At 51.9% G+C, this 23,032-nt stretch carries 22 protein-coding genes; 15 read left to right on the plus strand and 7 right to left on the minus strand.

Annotated elements, in window-relative coordinates; all coding sequences use genetic code 11:
- Positions 1–103 precede the first annotated feature (103 nt).
- Positions 104–916, minus strand: coding sequence for a CHAD domain-containing protein (locus tag LC073_RS05020; RefSeq protein ID WP_226644251.1), 813 nt, complete (start codon positions 914–916; stop codon positions 104–106).
- Between the two features lie 138 nt (positions 917–1,054).
- Between LC073_RS05020 and ubiE the strand changes: the two genes are divergently transcribed.
- From ubiE to tatC, 8 genes are all read left to right on the plus strand, one after another.
- Entirely contained in the window at positions 1,055–1,804 is a 750-nt protein-coding gene (gene ubiE, locus LC073_RS05025) for a bifunctional demethylmenaquinone methyltransferase/2-methoxy-6-polyprenyl-1,4-benzoquinol methylase UbiE (RefSeq protein WP_226644254.1), read from the plus strand.
- 53 nt (positions 1,805–1,857) lie between these two features.
- Entirely contained in the window at positions 1,858–2,487 is a 630-nt protein-coding gene (locus tag LC073_RS05030; protein ID WP_226644257.1) for an SCP2 domain-containing protein, read from the plus strand.
- Between the two features lie 2 nt (positions 2,488–2,489).
- Entirely contained in the window at positions 2,490–4,100 is a 1,611-nt protein-coding gene (gene ubiB, locus LC073_RS05035; protein WP_226644260.1) for a ubiquinone biosynthesis regulatory protein kinase UbiB, read from the plus strand.
- Between the two features lie 55 nt (positions 4,101–4,155).
- On the plus strand, positions 4,156–4,569 hold the full coding sequence (gene hisI, locus LC073_RS05040) for a phosphoribosyl-AMP cyclohydrolase (protein ID WP_226644263.1): 414 nt from the start codon (positions 4,156–4,158) through the stop codon (positions 4,567–4,569).
- A gap of 8 nt (positions 4,570–4,577) precedes the next feature.
- Positions 4,578–4,916, plus strand: coding sequence for a phosphoribosyl-ATP diphosphatase (locus LC073_RS05045; RefSeq protein WP_226644266.1), 339 nt, complete (start codon positions 4,578–4,580; stop codon positions 4,914–4,916).
- 111 nt (positions 4,917–5,027) lie between these two features.
- The gene (tatA, locus tag LC073_RS05050; protein ID WP_152456476.1) at positions 5,028–5,285 is read left to right on the plus strand and encodes a twin-arginine translocase TatA/TatE family subunit; all 258 of its coding nucleotides are present in this window, start codon (positions 5,028–5,030) and stop codon (positions 5,283–5,285) included.
- Between the two features lie 27 nt (positions 5,286–5,312).
- Positions 5,313–5,864, plus strand: a complete 552-nt coding sequence (gene tatB, locus LC073_RS05055) for a Sec-independent protein translocase protein TatB (RefSeq protein WP_226644276.1) — start codon at positions 5,313–5,315, stop codon at positions 5,862–5,864.
- A 2-nt stretch (positions 5,865–5,866) separates the two neighbouring features.
- A complete protein-coding gene (gene tatC, locus LC073_RS05060; protein ID WP_226644278.1) occupies positions 5,867–6,622 on the plus strand; it encodes a twin-arginine translocase subunit TatC in 756 nt (251 codons plus the stop codon).
- A 148-nt stretch (positions 6,623–6,770) separates the two neighbouring features.
- Here tatC and LC073_RS05065 read toward each other — a convergent pair whose 3' ends face one another.
- From LC073_RS05065 to LC073_RS05075, 3 genes are all read right to left on the minus strand, one after another.
- Positions 6,771–6,965 carry a hypothetical protein gene (locus LC073_RS05065; protein ID WP_226644280.1) on the minus strand — a complete coding sequence of 65 codons (195 nt, stop codon included), beginning with the start codon at positions 6,963–6,965 and terminating at the stop codon, positions 6,771–6,773.
- Between the two features lie 25 nt (positions 6,966–6,990).
- Entirely contained in the window at positions 6,991–7,185 is a 195-nt protein-coding gene (locus LC073_RS05070) for a DUF3149 domain-containing protein (protein WP_226644282.1), read from the minus strand.
- Positions 7,186–7,441: 256 nt separating this feature from the next.
- On the minus strand, positions 7,442–7,678 hold the full coding sequence (locus LC073_RS05075; protein WP_226644284.1) for a hypothetical protein: 237 nt from the start codon (positions 7,676–7,678) through the stop codon (positions 7,442–7,444).
- A 77-nt stretch (positions 7,679–7,755) separates the two neighbouring features.
- Between LC073_RS05075 and LC073_RS05080 the strand changes: the two genes are divergently transcribed.
- Both LC073_RS05080 and LC073_RS05085 read left to right on the plus strand, forming a co-directional pair.
- Positions 7,756–8,895 carry an aminopeptidase gene (locus LC073_RS05080; protein WP_226644287.1) on the plus strand — a complete coding sequence of 380 codons (1,140 nt, stop codon included), beginning with the start codon at positions 7,756–7,758 and terminating at the stop codon, positions 8,893–8,895.
- Between the two features lie 230 nt (positions 8,896–9,125).
- Positions 9,126–11,132 carry a hypothetical protein gene (locus LC073_RS05085; RefSeq protein WP_226644289.1) on the plus strand — a complete coding sequence of 669 codons (2,007 nt, stop codon included), beginning with the start codon at positions 9,126–9,128 and terminating at the stop codon, positions 11,130–11,132.
- 739 nt (positions 11,133–11,871) lie between these two features.
- Here the strand turns inward: LC073_RS05085 and gap are convergent.
- Both gap and tkt read right to left on the minus strand, forming a co-directional pair.
- Positions 11,872–12,882, minus strand: a complete 1,011-nt coding sequence (gene gap, locus LC073_RS05090; RefSeq protein WP_226644293.1) for a type I glyceraldehyde-3-phosphate dehydrogenase — start codon at positions 12,880–12,882, stop codon at positions 11,872–11,874.
- A gap of 88 nt (positions 12,883–12,970) precedes the next feature.
- A complete protein-coding gene (tkt, locus tag LC073_RS05095) occupies positions 12,971–14,971 on the minus strand; it encodes a transketolase (RefSeq protein ID WP_226644296.1) in 2,001 nt (666 codons plus the stop codon).
- Positions 14,972–15,225: 254 nt separating this feature from the next.
- On the opposite strand from tkt, the gene LC073_RS05100 reads away from it, so the two are divergent.
- From LC073_RS05100 to LC073_RS05120, 5 genes are all read left to right on the plus strand, one after another.
- Positions 15,226–16,182, plus strand: a complete 957-nt coding sequence (locus LC073_RS05100) for a metalloregulator ArsR/SmtB family transcription factor (RefSeq protein WP_226644298.1) — start codon at positions 15,226–15,228, stop codon at positions 16,180–16,182.
- Between the two features lie 69 nt (positions 16,183–16,251).
- Positions 16,252–17,472 (plus strand): methionine adenosyltransferase, encoded by a 1,221-nt coding sequence (gene metK, locus LC073_RS05105; protein ID WP_226644301.1) that lies wholly within the window; start codon positions 16,252–16,254, stop codon positions 17,470–17,472.
- 94 nt (positions 17,473–17,566) lie between these two features.
- On the plus strand, positions 17,567–18,952 hold the full coding sequence (gene ahcY / locus LC073_RS05110; protein ID WP_226644304.1) for an adenosylhomocysteinase: 1,386 nt from the start codon (positions 17,567–17,569) through the stop codon (positions 18,950–18,952).
- Between the two features lie 61 nt (positions 18,953–19,013).
- Complete coding sequence (gene metF / locus LC073_RS05115; RefSeq protein WP_226644307.1) at positions 19,014–19,853, plus strand: methylenetetrahydrofolate reductase [NAD(P)H]; 840 nt, start codon at positions 19,014–19,016, stop codon at positions 19,851–19,853.
- 69 nt (positions 19,854–19,922) lie between these two features.
- Complete coding sequence (locus tag LC073_RS05120; RefSeq protein WP_226644320.1) at positions 19,923–20,588, plus strand: pseudouridine synthase; 666 nt, start codon at positions 19,923–19,925, stop codon at positions 20,586–20,588.
- Positions 20,589–20,677: 89 nt separating this feature from the next.
- On the opposite strand, the gene LC073_RS05125 is transcribed toward LC073_RS05120, so the two are convergent.
- On the minus strand, positions 20,678–23,032 hold the full coding sequence (locus tag LC073_RS05125) for a Tex family protein (RefSeq protein WP_226644323.1): 2,355 nt from the start codon (positions 23,030–23,032) through the stop codon (positions 20,678–20,680).

A 23,032-nucleotide genomic window follows, 5' to 3' on the forward strand; every position in this document is an offset into this window, starting at 1 on the left:
CCAAATAAATTGGCGACCTTCAGGCGCGGGAAGTCTTCCCGCGTCTTTTTCGTTTTTCCGGCACATATTTTCGATCCTCTAATCTCCTAACTGCCTTCTCCACTTAGATCACAAGTGTTTTATGGGCGAAGAACTCAGCGCAGCCTTTTTCTATTTCCCTGCGCAATCGCATCTTGTGCCAGTCGCTCATTTCCATCAGCTTGATCAATTCTTCTCCCAATGGTTCTCCTACCGAGATGGCAAAACGACAGAGCAGGTATAAATCGCGCCAATCCCCCAGCAATTGCGCCAGTTGTTTCAGTGGCTCACAACGCAGCGCTACAGACTGGGGGTGCCTCTCTGTGAGTAGGCGGCTGTGGTACCAGTGATCTTTCACTCGTTTGCGCAATTGATGGAGTTTATGGGCGTTGTCTCCTTCGCATGCCTCCAGCCAGGCTTTGTGCGCGCGCTGGTAACCACGTAAATATCCGGCATCGATATCACTCCAGCGGATATATTGTAGGGGCCATTCGTCAATGCTCTCCCGCGCCTTACCCAGCAGTTCTTCGACCCGAATAAGACTCTCTTCATTTCGCTGGGACTGCTGTATTTGTCGCAGTAACCGATGGATTTTTTCAAAGTGGTTGGGGGGGGCCAGGGAGAGTAGCGCGGTACGTATGGAGACCAGATCGCGGCCCGGTGACAGGCACCGCGCCAATTTTCGATAGCGATCATTCTCACGTTGGAACAGTGGATTATTTTTCGGATAAATCAGGCGCAGTAGTGCGCGTAGTTTCTTACAGTGTTTGCGCAGCTCGTGCACGGCGTGTTCCTCCGGCAAAAGCTCGGCATTGTTGCTGGCAGCGTGTATTTCTGCGTGTGCTGCACGACGCAGACTCACCGCAACAGGCGTGTCGCTATAGAGCCGGTATTCCATGAAAGAGTCCTGGGTCCCGTTGTTACTCTTGTGTGAATTAATTTTAGTGAGTTGCCGCTGGACGAATCATGGGCGCTGTTCCGTCGGCTTGGTAGATGTACAATGGCGCACTGAATTTGGCTCAGCAGGCAGCACAGCATGAAGGATCGCAAGACCACCCACTTCGGCTACCAAGAGGTCCCGGTGGAGGAAAAGGCCGGTCGTGTGGCGGAAGTGTTCCACTCAGTGGCGGCGCGTTACGACGTAATGAACGACTTAATGTCCGGGGGTATCCACCGCCTCTGGAAGCGTTTCACCATCGAACTGTCCGGTGCGCGGCCGGGACAGAAAATCCTGGATATTGCCGGGGGCACCGGCGATCTCACCGCGCGCTTCTCGCGTATCGTCGGAGCCAGTGGCCAGGTGGTATTGGCGGATATCAATGAATCGATGTTGCGGGTCGGCCGCGACCGCCTGCTCGATCGCGGCATCGCCGGTAATGTGGTGCCGGTTCAGGCGGACGCCCAGTACCTGCCCTTCCCAGACAATACCTTTGACTGTATCACCATCGCCTTTGGCCTGCGCAATGTCACCGACAAAGACCTGGCGCTGCGCTCCATGTTGCGGGTACTGAAACCCGGTGGGCGTTTACTGGTACTGGAGTTCTCCAAGCCGGAATCGAAGCTACTGGAAAAAGTCTACGATCAATACTCGTTCCGCCTGCTGCCATTTATGGGCAAGCTGGTGGCTAACGATGCGGACAGTTACCGTTATCTGGCGGAGAGCATCCGTATGCACCCCGACCAGGAAACCCTCAAACAGATGATGGTGGAGGCCGGTTTTGTCGATTGTGAATATCACAACATGACCGGTGGCATTGTGGCATTGCATCGTGGCATTAAGCCCTGAGAGATGCCCAACGTGAGTGACTCCCAAGTGATGGCACGAGGCCAATAACCACCATGAGCGATCCTACTTATCGCGCGGGTTTTGACGCTGCGCTGGAAACCGCTATTAATGCCGCCCTGCAATACGACCCAGCGACCCGAGCGCGCCTGCAGGAGTTGGATGGCAAAACCATGGCGCTCGACCTGACGGCTCCAAAGTTGCAATGCTGTATATGTATCGAGGGCGATCAGGTGCGCGTGCGCCAGCACTGGGAGGGGGAGGTGACCACCTCCATCAGCGGTTCGGCTATTTCTCTGGTGCGGCTGCTAAAAGACCCCGATGCCACGCCTGCGGCACTGGGTGTTTCAATCAACGGCTCCAGTGCCCTGCTGGCGGAATTGCAGTGGATCATGAGCGACCTGGATATCGACTGGGAGGCGCCACTGGCCCAACTGATTGGCGATATTCCCGCCCACTCCATTGGCAATGTGTTGCGCAGTGCCGGCAGCTGGCTGAGCGCCAGCCTTAGTCGTGCGCCGATTGCAGCGGCGGAAACGATCAGCGAGGAGTGGCAGTTGACGCCACCGCAGGCGCAATTTGAAGCCTTCGCCGACGATCTTGCAGAGTTGTCCCTGGCCACCGAGCGCCTGGAGGCGCGGGTGCGCCTGCTGCAGGAGCAGTTTTCCCGCGGGGAGGCCGAGTAGTCTTGCCAGTATCACGCAGTGTCACCATCGCGCGGGTATTCCTGCGCTATCGACTGGATCTATTATTGCCGGCCGAACGCCGCTCTTTGTGGCTGCGCGGATTATTGGCTCCCCTCAAACTGCTGCCGCAACCAAAAATGGAACGCGGCGAGCGACTGCGCCGTGCATTGGAAGAGCTGGGGCCGATCTTCGTAAAATTTGGTCAGCTGCTCTCTACCCGCCCAGATTTGTTGCCCCCGGATGTGGTCGAACAGCTCGATTACCTGCAGGACAAGGTACCGCCATTCCCCAGCGATCAGTGTCGCGCTCTCATCGAAGAGGCCCTCGGCGCGAGTGTCGATGAAGTCTTTGCCAGCTTTGAGCGTGAGCCTCTGGCCGCAGCATCGGTGGCACAAGTGCACGCCGCCGTGCTCAAGAGCGGCGAGTCGGTTGTGGTCAAGGTGCTGCGCCCGGGCATCGATGACGTGATTCAGGAAGATTTGCGCCTGCTGAGGGTGATTGCCCGAGCGATTGAGCGCTTCGTGCCAGAGGGCCGGCGCCTGCGCCCGGTGGAAGTGGTTGAAGACTATCGCCATACCATTGAGGGCGAACTGGACCTGACCCGCGAGGCCGCCAACGGTACCCAGTTACGGCGCAACTTTAACAATTCACCGCTGTTGTATATCCCCCAAGTGTACTGGGATTACACCCGGGGAAACGTGCTGGTGCTGGAGCGCATCGACGGCATTCCCGTCACCGATCTGGCGCAGTTGCGTGATCAGAATACCAATATGCCGCTGTTGGCCGAGCGTGGCGTGGAAATTTTCTTCAAGCAGGTTTTTGAATACAACTTTTTCCACGCGGATATGCACCCGGGCAATATCTTCGTTTCTCGCGAGCACCCGCAGCGCCCGCAGTATATTGCCATTGATACCGCCATCGTCGGCAGTTTATCGCGAGAGGATCAATACTATCTGGCGCGTAACCTGCTCGCCATGTTCCGCCGCGACTACCGTATGGTGGCGGAGTTACACGTGCAGAGTGGCTGGGTTCGAGCGGATACCCCGGTTAACGCTTTTGAGGCGGCGATTCGCGCCGTGTGCGAACCCATCTTTGAGAAGCCGCTGGGGGAGATTTCCTTTGCTCGGGTATTGATCAGCCTGTTCCAGACTGCCCGTCGCTTCGACATGGCGGTGCAGCCACAGCTGGTGTTACTGCAGAAGACCCTGTTGAATATCGAGGGCCTGGGGCGTCAGCTTTATCCAGAATTGGATCTGTGGAAGACTGCCCATCCATTTTTGGAGCGCTGGATGCGCGAACGCATTCACCCGAAAACCCTGGTGGGCGAGATCAAGCGCTATGGCCCCGAGTGGCTGGAGAAGTTTCCGCAGATGCCGCAACTGGTGTATTCCGCCCTGGAGCAGTCGCGGGAGCTGGCGCCACAATTGGAAAACATCGGCGAGAAACTGGCAAGTGGCCAGCGCCGTGGGCGTTGGCAGTATTTGCGCCGGCTCGCAGGAGTGCTGCTCGGTGCCGGCGCCCTGGCCCTAAGCCGACCACAGTGGTTGGAGCAGCTGCCACCCTCCGGTTGGGTGCTGGGCATCGCCGCCCTGGTACTGTTGCTCTGGCCCTAATGATACTGACGGCGATATTTAGCCGGCGGCGTGCCGGCCTACACTTGGAATTCTGATGGAAGAGACATTGAATCAAGCTGTACCCACAAGCGGCTTCCTGGATCAGGTCAGCTGGAACTGCGATGACCTGGTACCCGCGATTGCCCAGGACTTTAAAAGTGGGCGCGTATTGATGATGGCTTGGATGAATCGCGAATCCCTGGCGCTAACCGCCAGTGAAGGCTACGCGGTTTACTGGTCGCGTTCCCGCAAGAACCTATGGCGCAAAGGGGAAACATCGGGCTTCCTGCAGAAAGTGCGCGAGATACGCCTCGACTGCGATGGCGATACAGTACTGCTGTTGGTGGAGCAAGAAGGTGGAATTGCCTGCCATACGGGCCGCAGCAGCTGCTTTTACAAACTGTTGCAGGACGGCGAATGGCAGGTTAGCCAACCGGTACTGCAAGATCCCAAAGCCATCTATAAGTGAGCCCCAATATGAGCGATCTGCTGCAGCAACTCGACGCCGTATTAGAGAGCCGCAAGCGCGGGGATGATGCCGATAAATCCTATGTGGCCAGCCTTCACAGAAAAGGACTCAACAAGATACTGGAAAAGGTGGGTGAGGAAGCTACCGAAACGATTCTCGCTGCCAAGGATGCACAGACCACTGGTGACAATCGGGATATGATCGCCGAGACGGCGGATCTCTGGTTTCACTCAATGGTGATGCTCTCTCACCTGGGAGCGGACTCCCAGGATGTAATACACGAACTGGGGCGGCGTTTTGGCCTCTCCGGCTTGGAAGAAAAGGCATCCCGCAATAAAGAGGGATAAGAATTCAGCCGGAGATACTGACGTAACAGTCCTCTGGTAAGTTGTGGTTTTACCCATGGCGGCCAATGGCAATGCAAAGTGGCTGCCGTATTCAATGACATGGAGACAATTATGGGATTCGGTGGAATTAGCATCTGGCAGCTGTTGATTATTTTGGTCATTGTCCTGCTGCTGTTCGGAACCAAGCGCCTGAAAAACCTCGGTGGTGATTTGGGTGGTGCACTTAAAGGCTTCCGCAAAGCGGTGAAGGATGATGATAAGGATGAGGACAAAGACAAAGATCCCGAGCGCCTGCAGCACGATGAGGAAGAGAAGCCGAAGCAGGGCAGCGCCTCCAAGGAAAAAGACAAGCAGTCCCAGGACAAATAATTCGGCACTGTAACGCGAGTAATGCCCGTGTTTGATATTGGTTTTTTTGAACTGCTGTTGGTCGCGGTAGTGGCACTGCTTGTGGTGGGCCCGGAGCGCCTGCCCGAGGCCATTCGTACTACGGCGCGCTGGTGGTCTGGCTTGAAGCGCACCTTGCAAGGTGCGCGCGAGGAGCTAGAGCGGGAGGTGGGTGCGGACGATATCCGCCGGGAGCTGCATAATGAGCGCATCCTGCGGGAGATCGAAGAGAGCCGTCGGGAGATGGAACGCACCTTCAATGAGGCTAACCACGAGGTGAATGAATCCCTGCAGCAACAGTTAGAAGAGGATAAATCTCAGCCCGACGGGTCGGCTAAATCGGAGGAAAAAGCTCCAGCAAAATCCCTACAGGAGCCCGAGCACCCGCGCGCGGAAAAAGAGGATTATTTACCTGAACAGGATGAGACAGTTGAGGAACTGCAAGACCCGGAATATCCAGAGCATTGGCACGATTTCGGCGACCCGGAGTTGAATCCAGATCACCCGGAAAATATACCCAAAGAGATAGAAAAAGAATCGCAACAGGAAAAAGACAAGTAACCATGAGCGATCAATCACAAGACAGCCATCAACCATTTATCGATCACCTGATCGAACTGCGGGATCGGCTGCTGCGTACTTTACTGGTTGTGGTGGTTCTCTTTGCCTGCCTGGTGCCCTTTGCTTCGGATATCTATAACTTTATTGCCAATCCACTGCAGGAGCGTTTGGTCGGCGATGCGGGGATGATTGCGACAGAAGTAACTTCGACCTTCCTCACACCATTTAAAACTACTTTTATCGTATCGTTTTTTATCGCAATACCTTTTGTGCTCTATCAAGCCTGGGCTTTTATTGCTCCCGGTTTATATAAAAATGAAAAACGTATCGCGATACCGATCCTGGTTACCAGCGTAGTGCTTTTCTACGCGGGTATTGCCTTTGCTTATTATGTGGTATTCCCCATTTTGTTTGATTTTTTCGTCGGCTCGGCCCACGCAGATATCAAAGTCATGCCGGATATGCGCAGTTATCTGGATCTGGTGTTGAAATTATTTTTTGCCTTTGGTTTTGCCTTCGAGATTCCAATAGCCACGGTGTTGTTAATCTGGAGTGGCGCGGTGGATGCCAAAACGCTAGCGAGCAAACGCCCCTATGTGATTGTGGGTTGCTTCCTGATCGGTATGCTGCTTACTCCACCGGATGTGATTTCTCAGTCCCTACTGGCTGTACCCATGTGGTTGCTGTTTGAGGTGGGTATTTTATTTGGCCGTTGGATTACATTGCGCCAGGTAAAAGAGGAAGCTGAAAAGTCCTAATCAGATTGTTTATAAAAGCCTGGCAAAAATGGTCTTAAAGAAAATTTCCAAGAAAAATTATTAATGCATTAAAATGCCCCGGCGCTTTTGCAGCCGGGGCAGTCGCCCTGTTGTTTTGCCTGCCCTGCCCAAATCCAACCCCATGCTCTCAAAACAGAATTGGCTGTGGAAGGACAGTCTGCGTTCCATGCAATAAAAGCTGAACGATATTGGTTTTTGCGCCACTACTGGCAAGCCCCCATCGCAACAAAAACCAAACGGTCAGCTGAGGAAAGTGGCGATTAGTGAGAAGAACTCCTGTTCCTCCATCAATCGCCTCAGCCGCAAAAATACTTTGCGGCAATTACTTTACCCTGAGACCCCAGGTATTAGTGAGATGCGGTGGCAGGTTTATTGATAGGCGTAGTTTTCGTACGCTCTTTCTTTTCCTGCTCCGCTATTTCTTTTTCCACATTGCTGCTAACCAGGCGATAAAAATAGTATGCCATCAGGAATATAAATCCGATTACGGCCAGGCTAAGCAAGCCGGAAAAGCTGGTAAATAGATCTACTAAGGCATCCATCTCTCTCTCCAGTACGCCAATGCTTCAGCTATGCAGTGTATGGGGTTGCAGAGCCAGATTCTTGACCTAAATCAACTGGGCTTGAGTTATTGGAAAAGAGAGTGGAAGCTGACCTTGTATCGTTTGATTGAAAATAATTTAAGGCGTTTCCGGGTTTTCGGAGCGGGAAATTTCTATCGTGTGACTAAACGGTATTTTTTCGTAATGTTGGTAGTAGAATTCATGCGAACCAGCTGTGCAGGGAAAAACACGCCGTTTACAAATGAAGCGTAAGGCTTAAGAGCAGGCAGACTAGCGCCAAACCCAATAGCTGATAAAGATCCTTTTCTTGTCGCCAGCGGGGCATAAGTAGCATGAGTGCTAAGGGGGGGATAAATAAGGCAATAAAACCAGCAAAGGTGCTGTCATCAAAGCAGACACTTAATAGACGTAGCCAGACAATGGCAGCAAATACCAGGGTAAACACTGTCAGAATCGCGCTCACAGGCATCATGCTATAACCCTTAGAGGCTATTGAAGGGAAAGGAAAATCCCCAGGTTGATCGCTATAAAATCAAAATAGGAAAGGAAGTGTATATCAGATTGCCTATCGCAAGGTTACTTAGCAAAGGGTTTAATTGGCGCGTATGGTTGCTGCTCGTATCTCTTTATTTGACGGGCTGTGAAACTGTAGGCTACTACGCCCAGGCAGCTGCCGGTCAATGGCGTATTTTGTCCGGGCGTCAGCCGATTGAAAAAGTCATTAATGCGACGGGCACCAGTGAGCAATTACAGCAGCAGTTGCAATTGGTACTGCAGATTCGCGCCTATGCGGCTGAGGTTTTGCAATTACCGGTGGGCAATGCCTACAGTGCCTATGTACAGCTAGACGACACCTACCCGATTTGGAATGTCCTGGCAGCGTCTGAATTTTCCCTTGAGCCTAAGCGCTGGTGCTACCCTATCGCCGGCTGCGCCAGTTACCGCGGTTACTTTCGCAAATCTTCCGCAGAGGCAAAAGCGAACCAGCTGTATGCAGAGGGTTACGATGTATATTTAGGCCCGGTGCCCGCGTACAGCACTCTTGGTTGGTTCAACGACCCAATATTATCCAGTTTCGTAAACTGGCCTCAGGAGCGCCTAGCCGGTCTTTTATTCCATGAGCTGGCCCATAGAAGGGTATATATCTCCGGTGATACCCAGTTTAACGAAAGCTTCGCCACCGCTGTTTCAGAAATCGCCCTACCCGGCTGGCTCAGCAGCCAGGGCCTGGTCAGCTCCGCGGCTCAGGCCCGCGCAGAGACCATGTCTGTCCGTCAATTGATGGCAGCCGCCCGCAGACAATTAAGGCCTATCTATCACTCTTCTGAGCCAGACAATTTAAAGCGTGAACAAAAAGCTCAGGTTTTATCCCGATTACGCCAATGCTATAGAAAGCTATCCGCAAACTGGCCCAATCCCGCCCGCTATCAAAGCTATATAGAAAAAACGAATAACGCCACCCTGGCCCTGGCCGCTGAATATGAATCCCAGGTACCGGCTTTTAAGCAACTTTATTTGGATAGTGGTAGTTGGGAGGCTTTTTATGACGCAGCACAGAGACTAGGGGGTTTAAGTAAGGCTAATCGAGAAGAACGCTTGCTTCAGTTGGGAGATGAATATCACCGATCAAACACAGAGAGAAAACAAGGGAGTGGGGAGGATGAAAAGAGATGCATTTCGAGTGGTTAATGTGAAAATATCACAGAATTATTTTTTCCAAGAATGGTTCGTGATGGGTATTTATTCTAATTTCATAAAATGCCCTATCAATAAATTACGGTCTTAATTTAAAGGTGTTTTCATTTCGTGACAGCTGGTTAGGGTGATTTAAATATTTTATATCTTGTTTTTCTGGCCTAGCATTAGTTGTTTCTTTATAGTCCCGCCCTTCAGAATTCCATCCAGTAAGAATGAGTAGAATGATGTACCCTAAATTCCTATCCAGTTTCCTAATAATTGGTTGCTTATTATTTCTATCAGCCTGTAGCAGTGATGATAAAGGCAACACTAATGAGCTTCCCGAGAAAACGCTCAGCCTAACGATTGAAGGGTATGTGGAAACTAATAGCTATAGTGATGTTGAGGTGAAGTTACAGGTAGATGATACTGAATTTTATGGAGAGGTAGACGCATTAGGGAATTACTCTATCGATATAGAAATTCCTGAATCTCAGATTGATAGCTTTCTAAGAGCTGAAGCCATTTTTCCTGTCGAAAGTAGTATAAGGCTTGTGAGTCTACTTGGATCTGTAAGAACTTTGCTAGAGAAATCTGGTAAAGACCAAGTTTTAGTACGTACTGAATTACTTGATGTAAATATTACCTCTCTCTCAACTGCTCTCTCAGCAGTTATAGAAACTGCAAATGATGGCCCAATTATATCTCAGTCTCAATATGAGTTGGCTTATCATAAGATAGATGCCTCTGTAGCATTTGCTATTGCTACATCTTTAAAGATGTTAATTAATGATTCACTTTATTTAGTTGAAAATGGTCTTAGTCTACCTGAAAAATTCGTTGACATTTATGAATTTGCTACAAATTATAGCGAAATATCTCTTTATGTTGCTAAGGTCACCGATACTGTTTTTGAGCTATTTGTGGAAACTAAAAAGGAAATTGTTAGGGAGGAAGGGATTCTGGCATCTTCACCATCTGAATTATCTTTCATCGCTGATTCATATTATCTACCTTCACAGGGAGTAAGATTAATTTTAAGGGAGAATGGAACAGGTGAAATTAATGGTTTAATGGATAGCGTAGATATTACTTGGATGCAAACAAATAACGCTATTCTTATAGAAGGAGCAGATTTAGTAATAAGTTCTTCTTACAATGAATTTGATTCATCCTACGAAGAAACACACTATAAAATCAGTAAAATAAAATGGCTTTCCGAAGGCTCAGATCTTGACTTAATTGTTGTCGATGCTCAGGAGTATGAGCACTCTCCAAATGGAGAATATAAAGATTCGGTATTTGTAGATAGAACAGATATGGCAATAGCACTTCGATCATCTGGGATGCTTCCTATATCTGATAAAATTGAGTTGGGAAAGTTGTATAGCCTTCCTATAGTGACTACACCAAGTGAAATTATTAATCCTATAGTTGAAATTACTCCAGAATATACCGTAAAAGTCTTAGATATGCGCTTTCATGGAAGTTATGAAAGTGGTGGTAATGTTGATATTACCTTCCCAGAAATTAATGAAAGTGGTGAATTGTTTGAGTTTGAGAAATCTGGAGTTTGGTATTTAGATAATGATGATCAAATCGTTGTGGAAATGCCAAATGGAGTTAAGTTAATTTATTGTTTTTTAAATTATGAATACAAAGATCAAGACTGGGTATTTGTACTTGAGGACTTTGAAGGAAAAAAAACGGCAAGATTTTACTCTAGTTTTGTTCAGAATTTCGAAGATTGGGAAGAGACAGAAATTTCAGGTATTTACCAGTTGATTGATCCAAAATACAGTTTCTGGTGGCCACTGGATCACTATTGGTTTGAATTAAAAACTGATGGGGCTGTAATGATAATAAGTGCTTACGACTCAGATTTAAGTGGAAGCCTAGAGGATGATGAGATTAGCATGCGTCATGGATTGTGGAAACTTAATGGCAAAAATAATATAGAGATTAGACAATACTCGGATCAATCTTATAAAGATTGTGATCCATTGTCTTGGAGTCCTCCTATGAATTCTGATTGTCAGCTACGTCGGGTACGTAATTGGGAAATATTCAACATTGTCAACGATCAAACTCTTCATGTTAAAAGTATTTTTCAGTTCTTTTCTAAAACTAAAGAAGAAAATATTACAAGTGATTCAAATGATAGTGGGCTTATTTTGGAATCAACTTTAATCTACCACACATTAGTGGAAAAATTATCTGAAAGACCAATCACTATTCCTTACCAATAACCTATATTTTCTATAAGCTTTAATTTTCGATAGTAAGTGTTATTAGGAAAGAGAGAGGTCAGCTGCTAGTTTCAGGGCCTCTCCCTGCTAAGTGAAAATATCGACAGGTTACTACCAGTCAGATGAGAAAGGTACGATACCAGCTCCAAAAGCTAAAAAGTGGTTGTTGTCAGGCTGTAACTGTAAAATTTTCGGGAAGAGATTGAATGGCGGTTAGCTAAAATTGCGGCGAAATCTTGGGTCGGAGGATAAACCTATGATTAAATTATCAATTGCCAAAACCTTAAATTTAACCACTCCGTATAACAATGATAATGACCGATAAAAAATGTTAGCAAATCTATGATTTGACCCTAAAAAAGAGAAGTCGATTGCAAGTGAGGAATAATTCAACTAGACCCATAGGGTTATTGTTAAGCTACAAGAACACTCTGCGAGCGGATCTTTAAGTGCTATAGATTTTATTTTTACAATCTCCAACAGCTTCTCTCAAAAATCTACCCTAGAAGGTCCTGGAATTTACAGTATGAAGGTTGAGAATTTCAACTTGCATTCTGTCGACTGAAGCAGGCTAAGTTATAAATGGTACGAGAGATATACAAGTGTACTTATAATAAGGTGAAGAGATGATCTATTTGCAGCGTAAGAGTATGGTAAGTTTGCTCTGAAATCAAAATTTATAAATAGACGCTATATAAATAGATGCTAAATGAAAAATAATAGAGTGATTTTCACTCTATTATTTTCCCAGCTTGTTTGCTACATCCAACATCCGATTCGCAAATCCCCACTCGTTATCAAACCAAATCAATATCTTCACTAATTTTCCGCCGGCAACCCGTGTCTGGCTGGCATCAATAATTCCCGAGCGTGGGTCGTGATTAAAGTCGCAGGAGGCGAGTGGCTCTTCGGTGAAGCCGAGTACGCCTTTAAACTCTGTAGCGGCTGTGGACTTCAGCAAAGCGTTGACTTCACTCTGGCTTACATCTTTTTGTAATTGCACAGATAGATCAATAGCGGAGACATTGACCGTGGGTACGCGCATGGCCTGGGCTTCGAACTTTCCAAATAAGTGCGGCAATATGCGTTCGATGCCGCGGGCGAGTGCGGTGTCGACGGGAATAATGGAGGTAACGGCGGAGCGTGTTTTTCTTAAATCGGTGTGATGGTAGGCATCACTTACCGGCTGGTCGTTCATGGCGGAGTGGATAGTGGTTAGCACGCCCGCTTCTATGCCGAACGCCTTGTCGAGTGCTGCGATCACCGGCACGCTGCAATTGGTGGTGCAGGAGGCGGCCGAAATAATGGTTTCATTGCCGTTCAGGGTGTGATCGTTAACCCCATAAACAATAGTGGCATCCACATCGCGGCTGGCGGGCTGGGAGAATAAAACCTTCTTTGCCCCTGCGACCAGGTGAAGTTCGGCACAGCGCCGCTCTTTAAAACTGCCGGTGCATTCAAGCACGATATCGACATTCTCTTCACGCCAATTCAGGTCTTCCAAACGCTCGAAATGCGTGACGGAGATACGGTCGCCATTAACCGTTAGCGTGTCATTTTCCACGGAGACATCACCGGCAAAGCGCCCGTGTACCGAGTCGTACTTGGTGAGGTGGCCGATGGTAGTGCAGTCGGCCAGCTCGTTGATAGCGACAATCTGCAGGGTATCGCGGGCGCCGGATTCGTACAGGGCACGTAAAACGGAGCGGCCGATGCGGCCATAGCCATTAATGGCGAGTCGGGTGGTCATAGTGGTAATGCCGGATAGGAATTAAAGGCGTCGCCGAGGCACCCCCCGCGACACAGAGCGCAAGGGGAGCCTGGTTTAAGCGCTGAAATTAGTTCAGTACTTTCTCGACAGTTTCCACCACATTTTCCACAGTAAAACCGAAGTGGCGCATCAGTTCGTCGCCGGGGGCGGACTCGCCGAAGCTGCTCATACCGATAATGGCGCCGTCAAAGCCGACGAATTTATACCAGTAATCCTGGTGGCTGGCCTCTACGGCCACGCGGGCGCGCACGGCGGAGGGCAGTACCGATTCGCGGTAAGACTCGTCCTGTTCCATAAAGGCTTCGGCGCAGGGCATGGAGACCACGCGCACTTTCTTGCCCGCGAGCTTCTCTTTGGCGGCCATGGCCAGTTCCACTTCGGAGCCGGTGGCGATAATGATTGCTTCCGGGGTACCGTCGCAGTCAGACAGTACATAGCCGCCCTTCTCTACCTGGGACAGCTGTACGGCATTGCGTGGCTGCGGTGCCAGGCCCTGACGGCTGAATATCAGGGTGCTGGGGCCATCTTTGCGTGCGATAGCCATCTTCCAGCTCACTGCGGATTCGGTGGCATCGCAGGGGCGCCAGGTGTGCAGATTGGGGGTAGAGCGCAAAGCGCTCAGCTGCTCAACCGGCTGGTGGGTGGGGCCGTCTTCACCGAGGCCGATGGAGTCATGGGTATAGACAAAGATCACGCGCTGCTTCATCAGTGCGGCCATTCGCACGGCGTTGCGAGCGTATTCCATAAACATCAGGAAAGTGGCGCCATAGGGGACGAAACCGCCGTGCAGGGCGATGCCGTTCATCATGGCGCTCATGCCGAATTCACGCACGCCGTAGTAGACGTAGTTACCGGAGGCGTCTTCGGCGCTGACGCCCTTGGAGCCGGACCAGATGGTGAGGTTGGAGCCGGCCAGGTCGGCGGAACCACCGAGGAATTCCGGCAGCAGTGGACCATAGGCGTTCAGTGCATTTTGGCTCGCCTTGCGCGAAGCGATTTTTTGCGCATCATCCTGGCACTGTTGGATGTAGTCATCGGCTTTTGCGAGGAAGTCTGCGGGCAGTTCGCCACTCATACGGCGCTCGAATTCGGCGGCCAGCTCGGGGAACTCTTCGCGGTAGTCGGCAAAAATATCTTTCCACTCGTCTTCCTGCGCTTCACCCTTGGGCTTGGCATCCCACTCAGCGTAGATCTCCGCGGGGATTTCGAAGGGGGCGTGCGCCCAGCCGAGTGTTTCGCGTACCAGGGAGATTTCGTCATCACCCAGAGGTGCGCCGTGACATTCCTCACGGCCCTGCTTGTTGGGGGAGCCGAAGCCGATCACGGTTTTACAGCAGATAATGGTGGGCTTGTCGCTGTTGGCGCGAGCCTCCTCGATGGCGGCTTTAATCGCGGTGGCGTCGTGGCCATCCACATTGGGGATAACGTGCCAGCCATAGGATTCGAAGCGCTTGGGCGTGTCGTCGGTAAACCAGCCTTCCACTTCTCCGTCGATGGAGATGCCATTGTCATCGTAGAAAGCGATCAATTTGCCCAGACCCAGGGTACCGGCCAGGGAGCAGGCCTCGTGGGAAACGCCTTCCATTAAACAGCCGTCACCCATAAATACATAGGTGTGGTGGTCGACCAGCTCGTAACCCGGACGGTTGAACTGTGCCGCCAGTACTTTTTCGGCCAATGCCATACCTACGGCATTGGTAATGCCCTGGCCGAGAGGGCCGGTAGTGGTCTCAACACCAGGTGCGTAACCGTACTCCGGGTGGCCCGGGGTTTTGGAATGCATCTGGCGGAAATTCTTTAACTCTTCGATCGGCAGGTCGTAGCCGGACAGGTGCAGCAGTGAGTACAGCAGCATGGAGCCGTGGCCGTTGGAAAGCACAAAGCGGTCGCGGTCGGCCCACTCGGGATTGGCCGGGTTGTGCTTCAGGTAGTCATTCCACAGCACTTCGGCGATATCCGCCATACCCATAGGCGCACCGGGGTGGCCGCTGTTGGCTTTCTGGACGGCGTCCATCGACAGGGCGCGGATAGCGTTGGCCTTGTCTGTGCGAGAGGGAGTAGAAGACATAGGAAGAACTCTCTGATTTTCGGATGGCCGCAGGGCGCTCTATAGGCTTTTCCCACAGCGACAAAATGGGGGCGTATTTTCCCGTAAAGGTGTGCTTCACGCAAAGGCTTGCGGGGGAAATTGCTATTAAGTGAAGCAACAATTGCTCTGGTCAATGTGCAGATGGTGGCTACAAGCACCTACATCAAAATAATTTTATAAAGCTATATCAAAGTTCTTTGATATAGTGAGGTGTGCCTGCTAGACTCGTCGGCATGTCTGAAATCCAGTCCCTATCTCAATCCGGCCCAAGCACGGAGATTCCCCAGCTGGCGGCGACCCTGAAAGCTGCTGGCGATCCCCTGCGCCTGGAGATATTGCGCCTGCTCAGCCAGGACTCCTACAGCGTGCTCGAGCTTTGCCGAATTTTTGATCTGCGCCAGCCAGCCCTGAGCCACCACCTCAAGGTGCTTGCCCAGGCGGGGCTGGTGAGTAAACGTCGCGAGGGCAACAACCTCTTTTACCGGCGTACAGGTACCACGCCTCTGCTCGCACAGCTGTTCGCCAATCTGGATCAGTTGCCGTTATCTGATGCGCGGGCTCAATCAGTGGCGCGTATCTCGGAAGAGCGCGCCGAAGCCTCGCGCCGCTTCTTTGCAGATTATGGCAATCGCTTCCGCGAGCAGCAGGAGCTGATCGCCAGTTACAGCGTGTATGGCCCGCAGGTGGCGCAGCTGCTCAATTCTGGCCGCCACGCCCTGGAAGTGGGGCCTGGCGAGGGGGAGTTCCTACAGGAGTTGTCCCTGCGCTTTGCCACAGTCACCGCTCTGGACCTGTCTTCAGCCATGTTGGAGCGCGCCCAGGCATTCGCCGATGAGCAGGATCTGGCCAATATCGAATTTGTCTGTGGTGATACCCGTGCTGCAGCGGCACGGCCAGCCAGCGCCGACAGCATTGTGGTGAATATGGTGCTGCACCACACTCCCGATCCCGCGCAGATATTCCAGGACTTGCAGGGTGCCCTGAAAAGCGGTGGCCAGTTGTTGGTGGCAGAGCTGCAGGAGCACGGTCAGGACTGGGCGCGGGAAGCTTGTGGCGATCTATGGCTGGGATTTGCCCCCGAACAGCTGAGCCTGTGGGCGCAAACTGCCGGTTTAAGTGATGGTCGCAGTGTCTACAGCGCGCTGCGCAATGGCTTTCAGATCCAGATCAGAGAATTTGTAAAACCCTGACGACTGCAGTCGATCGTCAGGACAAGAATTTTGCTAACCGCCCGCGGCGGAACACATGGAGACTCTCACATGAGTGAATACAAACTGTTTACCTCGGAATCCGTGTCTGAAGGGCACCCGGATAAAATTGCCGACCAAATTTCCGACGCGGTATTGGATGCTCTGTTGGCTCGTGACAAGCAGGCGCGCGTTGCCTGTGAAACTTTGGTGAAGACCGGTATTGCGGTCATCGCTGGGGAAATCTCCACCTCCGCCTGGGTCGACCTGGAGGAACTGGTGCGCAAGGTGATTACCGATATCGGCTACACCTCCTCTGACGTGGGTTACGACGGGGAAACCTGTGGTGTGATCAACGTCATCGGCAAGCAGTCCCTGGACATTGCCCAGGGTGTCGATCGCGCCAAGCCGGAAGACCAGGGTGCCGGCGACCAGGGCCTGATGTTTGGTTACGCCACCAATGAAACCCCTACTTTTATGCCGGCGCCCATCTACTACTCTCACCGTCTGGTGGAACGCCAAGCGGAAGCGCGCAAGTCCGGCCTACTGCCCTGGTTGCGCCCCGATGCCAAGAGCCAGCTCACTTTTCGCTACGACGACCAGGGCCGTCCCTGCGCTATCGATGCGGTGGTGCTCTCCACCCAGCACAATCCCGATGTGAGCCAGGCCGACCTGCGCGATGCGGTGATGGAGTTGATCGTACACCACACTTTGCCGGCCGAATGGCTACACAAGGACACCAAGTTCCATATTAACCCCACCGGTAATTTTGTGATTGGCGGCCCCGTCGGTGACTGTGGCCTGACCGGGCGCAAGATTATTGTGGATACCTACGGTGGCTCTGCGCGCCATGGCGGCGGTGCCTTCTCCGGTAAGGACCCGTCCAAAGTGGACCGCTCCGCTGCTTATGCCGGCCGCTACGTAGCCAAGAATATTGTCGCCGCGGGTTTGGCCAAGCGCTGTGAAATCCAGGTGTCCTATGCCATTGGCGTTGCCGAGCCCACCTCTGTTGCCATCAATACCTTTGGTACAGGTGCAGTCTCCGAAGAAAAACTGGTGGAGCTGGTTCGTGAAAATTTCGACCTGCGTCCCTATGCTATTTCCAAGTCCCTCGACCTACTGCACCCCATGTATCAGTTGACCGCAGCTTACGGACACTTTGGCCGCGACCCTTTTACCCACACCTATAACTGGATCGATAGCAACGGCCAGGCGCGCAGTGAAACCTTCACTGCCTTCCCCTGGGAGAAGACCGATAAAGTCGATGCTCTGCGTGCCCAGGCAGGTCTGTAATTCCCTTGTAATCGCAGGTTCAACCTGGGGCTGCTGTGAGGAAGCGCTGCGGCGTCTCTTAGCGAAAGAAGAATGTTATTGGAACTGAAAAAGAATGAATGAAATGAGCACTGAATTTAAAGATTTTAAGATCGCGGATATCTCTCTGGCCGATTGGGGCCGTCGTGAAATTGAGATTGCCGAAGGTGAAATGCCGGCACTGATGACCCTGCGGGAGAAATACCGTGCACAGCAGCCTCTCGCCGGAGCGCACGTTATGGGCTGTATTCACATGACCATCCAGACCGCGGTGCTGATCGAAACTCTGGTCGCTCTGGGTGCGCAAGTGCGCTGGTCTTCCTGCAATATTTTCTCCACTCAGGACCACGCTGCCGCTGCTATCGCCGCGAGTGGTATTCCCGTGTTTGCCTGGAAGGGTGAAACCGAGGAAGAGTACGAGTGGTGTTTGGAGCGCACCGTGGGGGCCGATGTTGCCGGCTGGCGCCCGAATATGATTCTGGATGACGGTGGCGACCTGACTGAGCTTCTGCACCGCAAATACCCCGGCATTCTGAACAACTGTCACGGTATCAGTGAAGAGACCACCACTGGTGTACACCGCCTGCAGGAAATGCTGCGCGATGGCACCCTCAAGGTTCCGGCGATCAACGTCAACGATGCCGTAACCAAGAGTAAAAACGACAATAAATACGGCTGTCGCCACAGCCTGAACGATGCTATCAAGCGCGCCACCGACCATCTGCTGGCGGGTAAGAAAGCGCTGGTTATCGGTTACGGTGACGTGGGTAAAGGCTCCGCTGCTTCCCTGCGCCAGGAAGGTATGATCGTCAAGGTATCCGAGGTGGATCCAATTTGTGCCATGCAGGCCTGTATGGATGGCTTCGAGCTGGTTTCTCCCTATATTGACGGTATCAACACCGGTACTGCCGAAGGCATTAATAAAGAGCTGCTGGCGAATACCGACCTGATCGTAACCACCACTGGTAATGCCAATGTATGCGACAAGCATATGCTTGCAGCGCTAAAGAGCGGCGCCGTAGTTTCCAACATCGGCCACTTCGATAATGAAATCGATACCGCCTTTATGCGTGAGAACTGGGAGTGGCAGGAAGTGAAGCCCCAGGTGCATAAGATAGTGCGCAATCGTGAAACCAATGACCACCTGCTGCTGTTGTCCGAAGGCCGCCTGGTAAATCTGGGCAACGCCACCGGCCACCCCAGTCGTATTATGGACGGTTCATTCGCCAACCAGGTTCTCGCACAAATTCACCTGTTTGAAGAGAAATTTGCCGACCTGCCCTCTGACCAAAAAGTGTCTGCACTCTACGTCAAAGTATTGCCCAAACACCTCGATGAGGAAGTGGCCCGCTATATGGTGGAAGGCTTCGACGGTGTGATTACCCGTATGACCGAGGAGCAGGCCAAATATATCGGTGTTTCTGTCGACGGCCCCTTCAAGCCCGAAAGTTATAAATACTAATACCCTCATAGAAGGTGCCGGCTGTGCCGGCACCTGAATTTCGGAGGGCCTGGAAAATATAATGAAAAATCCCATTCGCATCAGTTTCGAATTTTTCCCACCCAAAACCCCCGAAGGTCGCGCCAAGCTGTATAAAACCCGCGAGGCTTTACAGGCGTTTAATCCCGAATTTTTTTCAGTCACTTATGGTGCCGGTGGCACCACTCGTGAAACTACTGTCAATATTGTTACCAATATGCGCAAAGATGGTATTTCCATCGCACCGCACCTGTCATTTGGTGGTGACAATGAAGAAACCATTCTCGGACTGTTAAGTACCTACAAAGAGGCCGGTGTAAATCGTATTGTCGCCTTGCGTGGGGATATGCCCTCTGGGATGGGTGCTGTGGCGCAATTGGTCTATGCGAATGAGCTGGTGGCCTTTATCCGCCGCCATACCGGTGACCACTTCCACCTGGAAGTCGCCGCCTATCCGGAAATTCACCCGGAATCCAACAGTTATGACGATGATATACGCTTTCTAAAAGGGAAGTTTGAGGCGGGAGCCAATAGTGCCCTGACTCAATATTTTTATAATCCCGATTCCTACTTTTACTTTATAGATCAGTGTGAAAAAGCCGGTATCAACGCACCGATTTATCCGGGGATTATGCCAATTATCAACTTCGATAATTTAGTGCGTTTTTCTCGCAACTGCGGGGCTGAAATTCCGCGCTGGTTGAAAAAACGCATGGAGAGTTATCGCAACCCAGATGATATCCGCAAGCTGGGTCTCGAAGTGGTTACCGACCTGTGCGAAACCCTATTAGAGGGGGGGGCACCGGGATTGCATTTTTATACGATGAATCAGATTGGCGCCTCAGAGAGTATTTTAAAGGCCCTGGGCCTCGAAGCCCAATAGTTTCCTTGATAGTTTGATATTGCCACTGGGTGTGGGCAGTAGCATTTAGCAGGTTGTAAGAGTTAATTAATGCGAAAATATTGCCCGCCAACTGAGCCTTTTTTATCGGTGATTTATCAGGATTCCTTCCTTCTAATATTAAATAAACCCAGCGGTCTCCTCAGTGTGCCTGGCAGAGATCCAGCCCATAAAGACAGCCTGGCGAGCAGGGTACAAAAAAACTACCCGGAAGCACTGATAGTGCACCGCCTGGATATGGATACCTCAGGTCTGTTGGTAATGGCGCGGAGTCCTGAAGTTCACCGCAAACTCAGCACACTCTTTCAAAATCGCAAGGTCGATAAAACCTATATTGCCAGAGTGTGGGGGGTACCCACTGCAGACTCAGGTGAGGTGGATCTGCCCCTGATTTGTGACTGGCCAAACAGGCCAAAACAAAAAGTAGATCATGAGGTGGGTAAGCCCTCTCTCACGCGTTGGGAAAAAATATCGAGCACGGTAGACAGCAGCTTACTGCGCCTCTTGCCGGTGACAGGCCGTTCTCATCAGCTGCGGGTGCATATGCAGGCGATGGGACACCCGATATTGGGTGATCCATTCTATGCACACTCAGAAGCCTTAGCTGCGGCCCCGAGATTATTACTACAAGCGAGTGCGCTGGAATTTGTTCATCCAGAGACTCAAGAGCTCTTAAGTTTTACCAGTGAGTTACCAGAAGCATTTTCTGCGGAATAATCGTAAATGCTAGTTTTCAGTTCGTTTTTATATTTAATTAAACGAAAAAGGGCGATCATTTGATCGCCCTTTTTCGTTGACAAGTCGTTTTACTTTTTATTCTTCATTGCCGCCATTAACAGGTCGCCCATGCTGCCACGGCTATTCCCTTGGCCGCCCTTCTGTTGCCGATTGCCTTGTTGCTTGTTATAGCGCTGGGCCTGGCGGTTTTCCCGCTGGTCGCCTTTATTGATACCACCGTCGCCCTGCTCGCCGGGTTCGTCGGAGAGGCGCATGGAAAGACCGATGCGCTTGCGTGCGACATCCACTTCCATCACTTTGACTTTGACGATATCGCCGGCTTTAACCACCTCGTGAGGGTCTTTGACGAACTTTTCTGAAAGCGCGGAGATATGGACCAGTCCATCCTGGTGTACACCGATATCCACAAACGCACCGAAGTTGGTGACGTTGGTAACCGTACCCTCCAATACCATGGCGGGGCGCAGGTCTTTGATTTCCTCGACACCCTCTTCGAAGCGCGCAGTGCGGAATTCCGGGCGCGGGTCGCGGCCGGGTTTTTCCAGTTCGGCGATGATATCGGTAACGGTTGGCACACCGAATTTCTCATCGGTGTAATCCGCTGGATTGAGGCGACGCAGGAAGGCGGAGTCGCCGATCAGGCTATTGATCTCGCGGCTGTTTTTCTCGGCGATGCGTTTCACCACGATATAGGATTCGGGGTGCACGCCGGATTTATCCAGCGGGTTTTCGCCATTGTTAATTCGCAGGAAGCCGGCGGCCTGCTCGAAGGCCTTGGGCCCAAGGCGCGGTACTTCCAGCAGCTGTTTGCGGTTTTTAAAAGCGCCGTGCTGGTCGCGGTAGCTGACAATATTGCTGGCGATGGAGGCGGTCAGGCCGGAAACTTTAGCCAACAACGGCGCCGAGGCGGAATTCAATTCGGCACCAACACCGTTTACACAGTCTTCCACCACGGCGTCGAGAGAGCGCGCCAGCTGGGTCTGTGAAACATCATGCTGGTACTGGCCAACGCCGATTGACTTGGGCTCGATCTTCACCAGTTCAGCCAGCGGGTCTTGCAGGCGACGGGCGATAGAGATGGCTCCACGGATGGTGACATCCAGATCGGGGAATTCCCGCGCGGCGAATTCGGAGGCGGAGTACACGGAGGCGCCGGCCTCATTCACAACCACTTTTTGTGCACTGAGCTTGTATTGTTTGATGGTTTCGCCGACAAATTTATCGGTCTCGCGACTGGCAGTGCCGTTGCCGATGGCAATTAGGCCGACGTTGTATTTGTTACACAGGGCGGCAATAACCGCAGCAGATTCCTGGTGACGGTTCTGCGGCGGGTTGGGGAAGATGGCGGTGTGATCCAGTATCTTGCCGGTGGCATCCACTACCGCCACTTTCACACCGGTGCGCAGGCCCGGGTCCAGGCCGATAGTGGCCTTGTGTCCGGCAGGTGCGGCCAACAGCAGATCTTTGAGGTTGCGGGAGAAGACCTTGATGGCTTCCTCTTCCGCTTTTTCGCGCAGTTCTCCCAACAGGTCGGTTTCCAGCGCGGTAAGTAGCTTGATACGCCAGGTCCAGCGCACCACTTCGCCGAGCCATTTGTCCGCCGGGCGGCCTTCATCGGTAATATCAAAGTGCCTGGCGATCATGGTTTCGCAGGGGTGGCCGGCGGTGGCTGAAGCGCCCTCCTCTTCGGGCAATCCAACACTAATGGCGAGAATGCCTTCATTACGGCCGCGGAAAATCGCCAGGGCGCGGTGTGATGGCACCTTGGACCAGTCTTCGGCGTATTCGAAATAATCGCGGAATTTGGCCCCCTCTTCCTCTTTACCATCCAACAACTTGGACTTGACCTGGCCATCGCGCTTGAGGAAATCCCGCAGTTTGCCCAGCAGTTCGGCATCTTCGGCAAAGCGTTCCATCAGGATAAATTTGGCTCCATCAAGTGCGGCTTTGATGTCTTTGACCTGAAGGGAGGCGTCTTCGTGATCGCTGTTGAGATATTGCTGTGCTTCTGCGGCGGGGTCGAGGGATGGGTCGTTAATCAAGGCGTCGGCGAGGGGTTCGAGACCCGCTTCGATGGCGATTTGCCCTTTGGTGCGGCGCTTGGGTTTGTAGGGCAGGTAAAGATCTTCTAGACGATTCTTAGTGTCAGCGCCATTGATTTGTTGCGCCAATTCCGCGGTGAGTTTGCCCTGCTCATCAATACTCTTGAGGATGCTTGCGCGGCGCTCTTCCAGCTCACGCAGGTAGCGCAGGCGCTCCTCCAGGGTACGTAATTGGGTGTCGTCCAGGGCCCCCGTGACTTCTTTCCGGTAGCGGGCAATAAAAGGCACCGTGGCGCCTTCATCCAGCAGGGATACTGCGGCGGTAACCTGTTGGGGACGTACGTTGAGTTCTTCGGCGATGCGAGCGTTGATATCCAGCAT

The sequence above is a fragment of the Microbulbifer variabilis genome (genome assembly GCF_020524905.1).
Lineage (GTDB): Bacteria > Pseudomonadota > Gammaproteobacteria > Pseudomonadales > Cellvibrionaceae > Microbulbifer > Microbulbifer variabilis_A.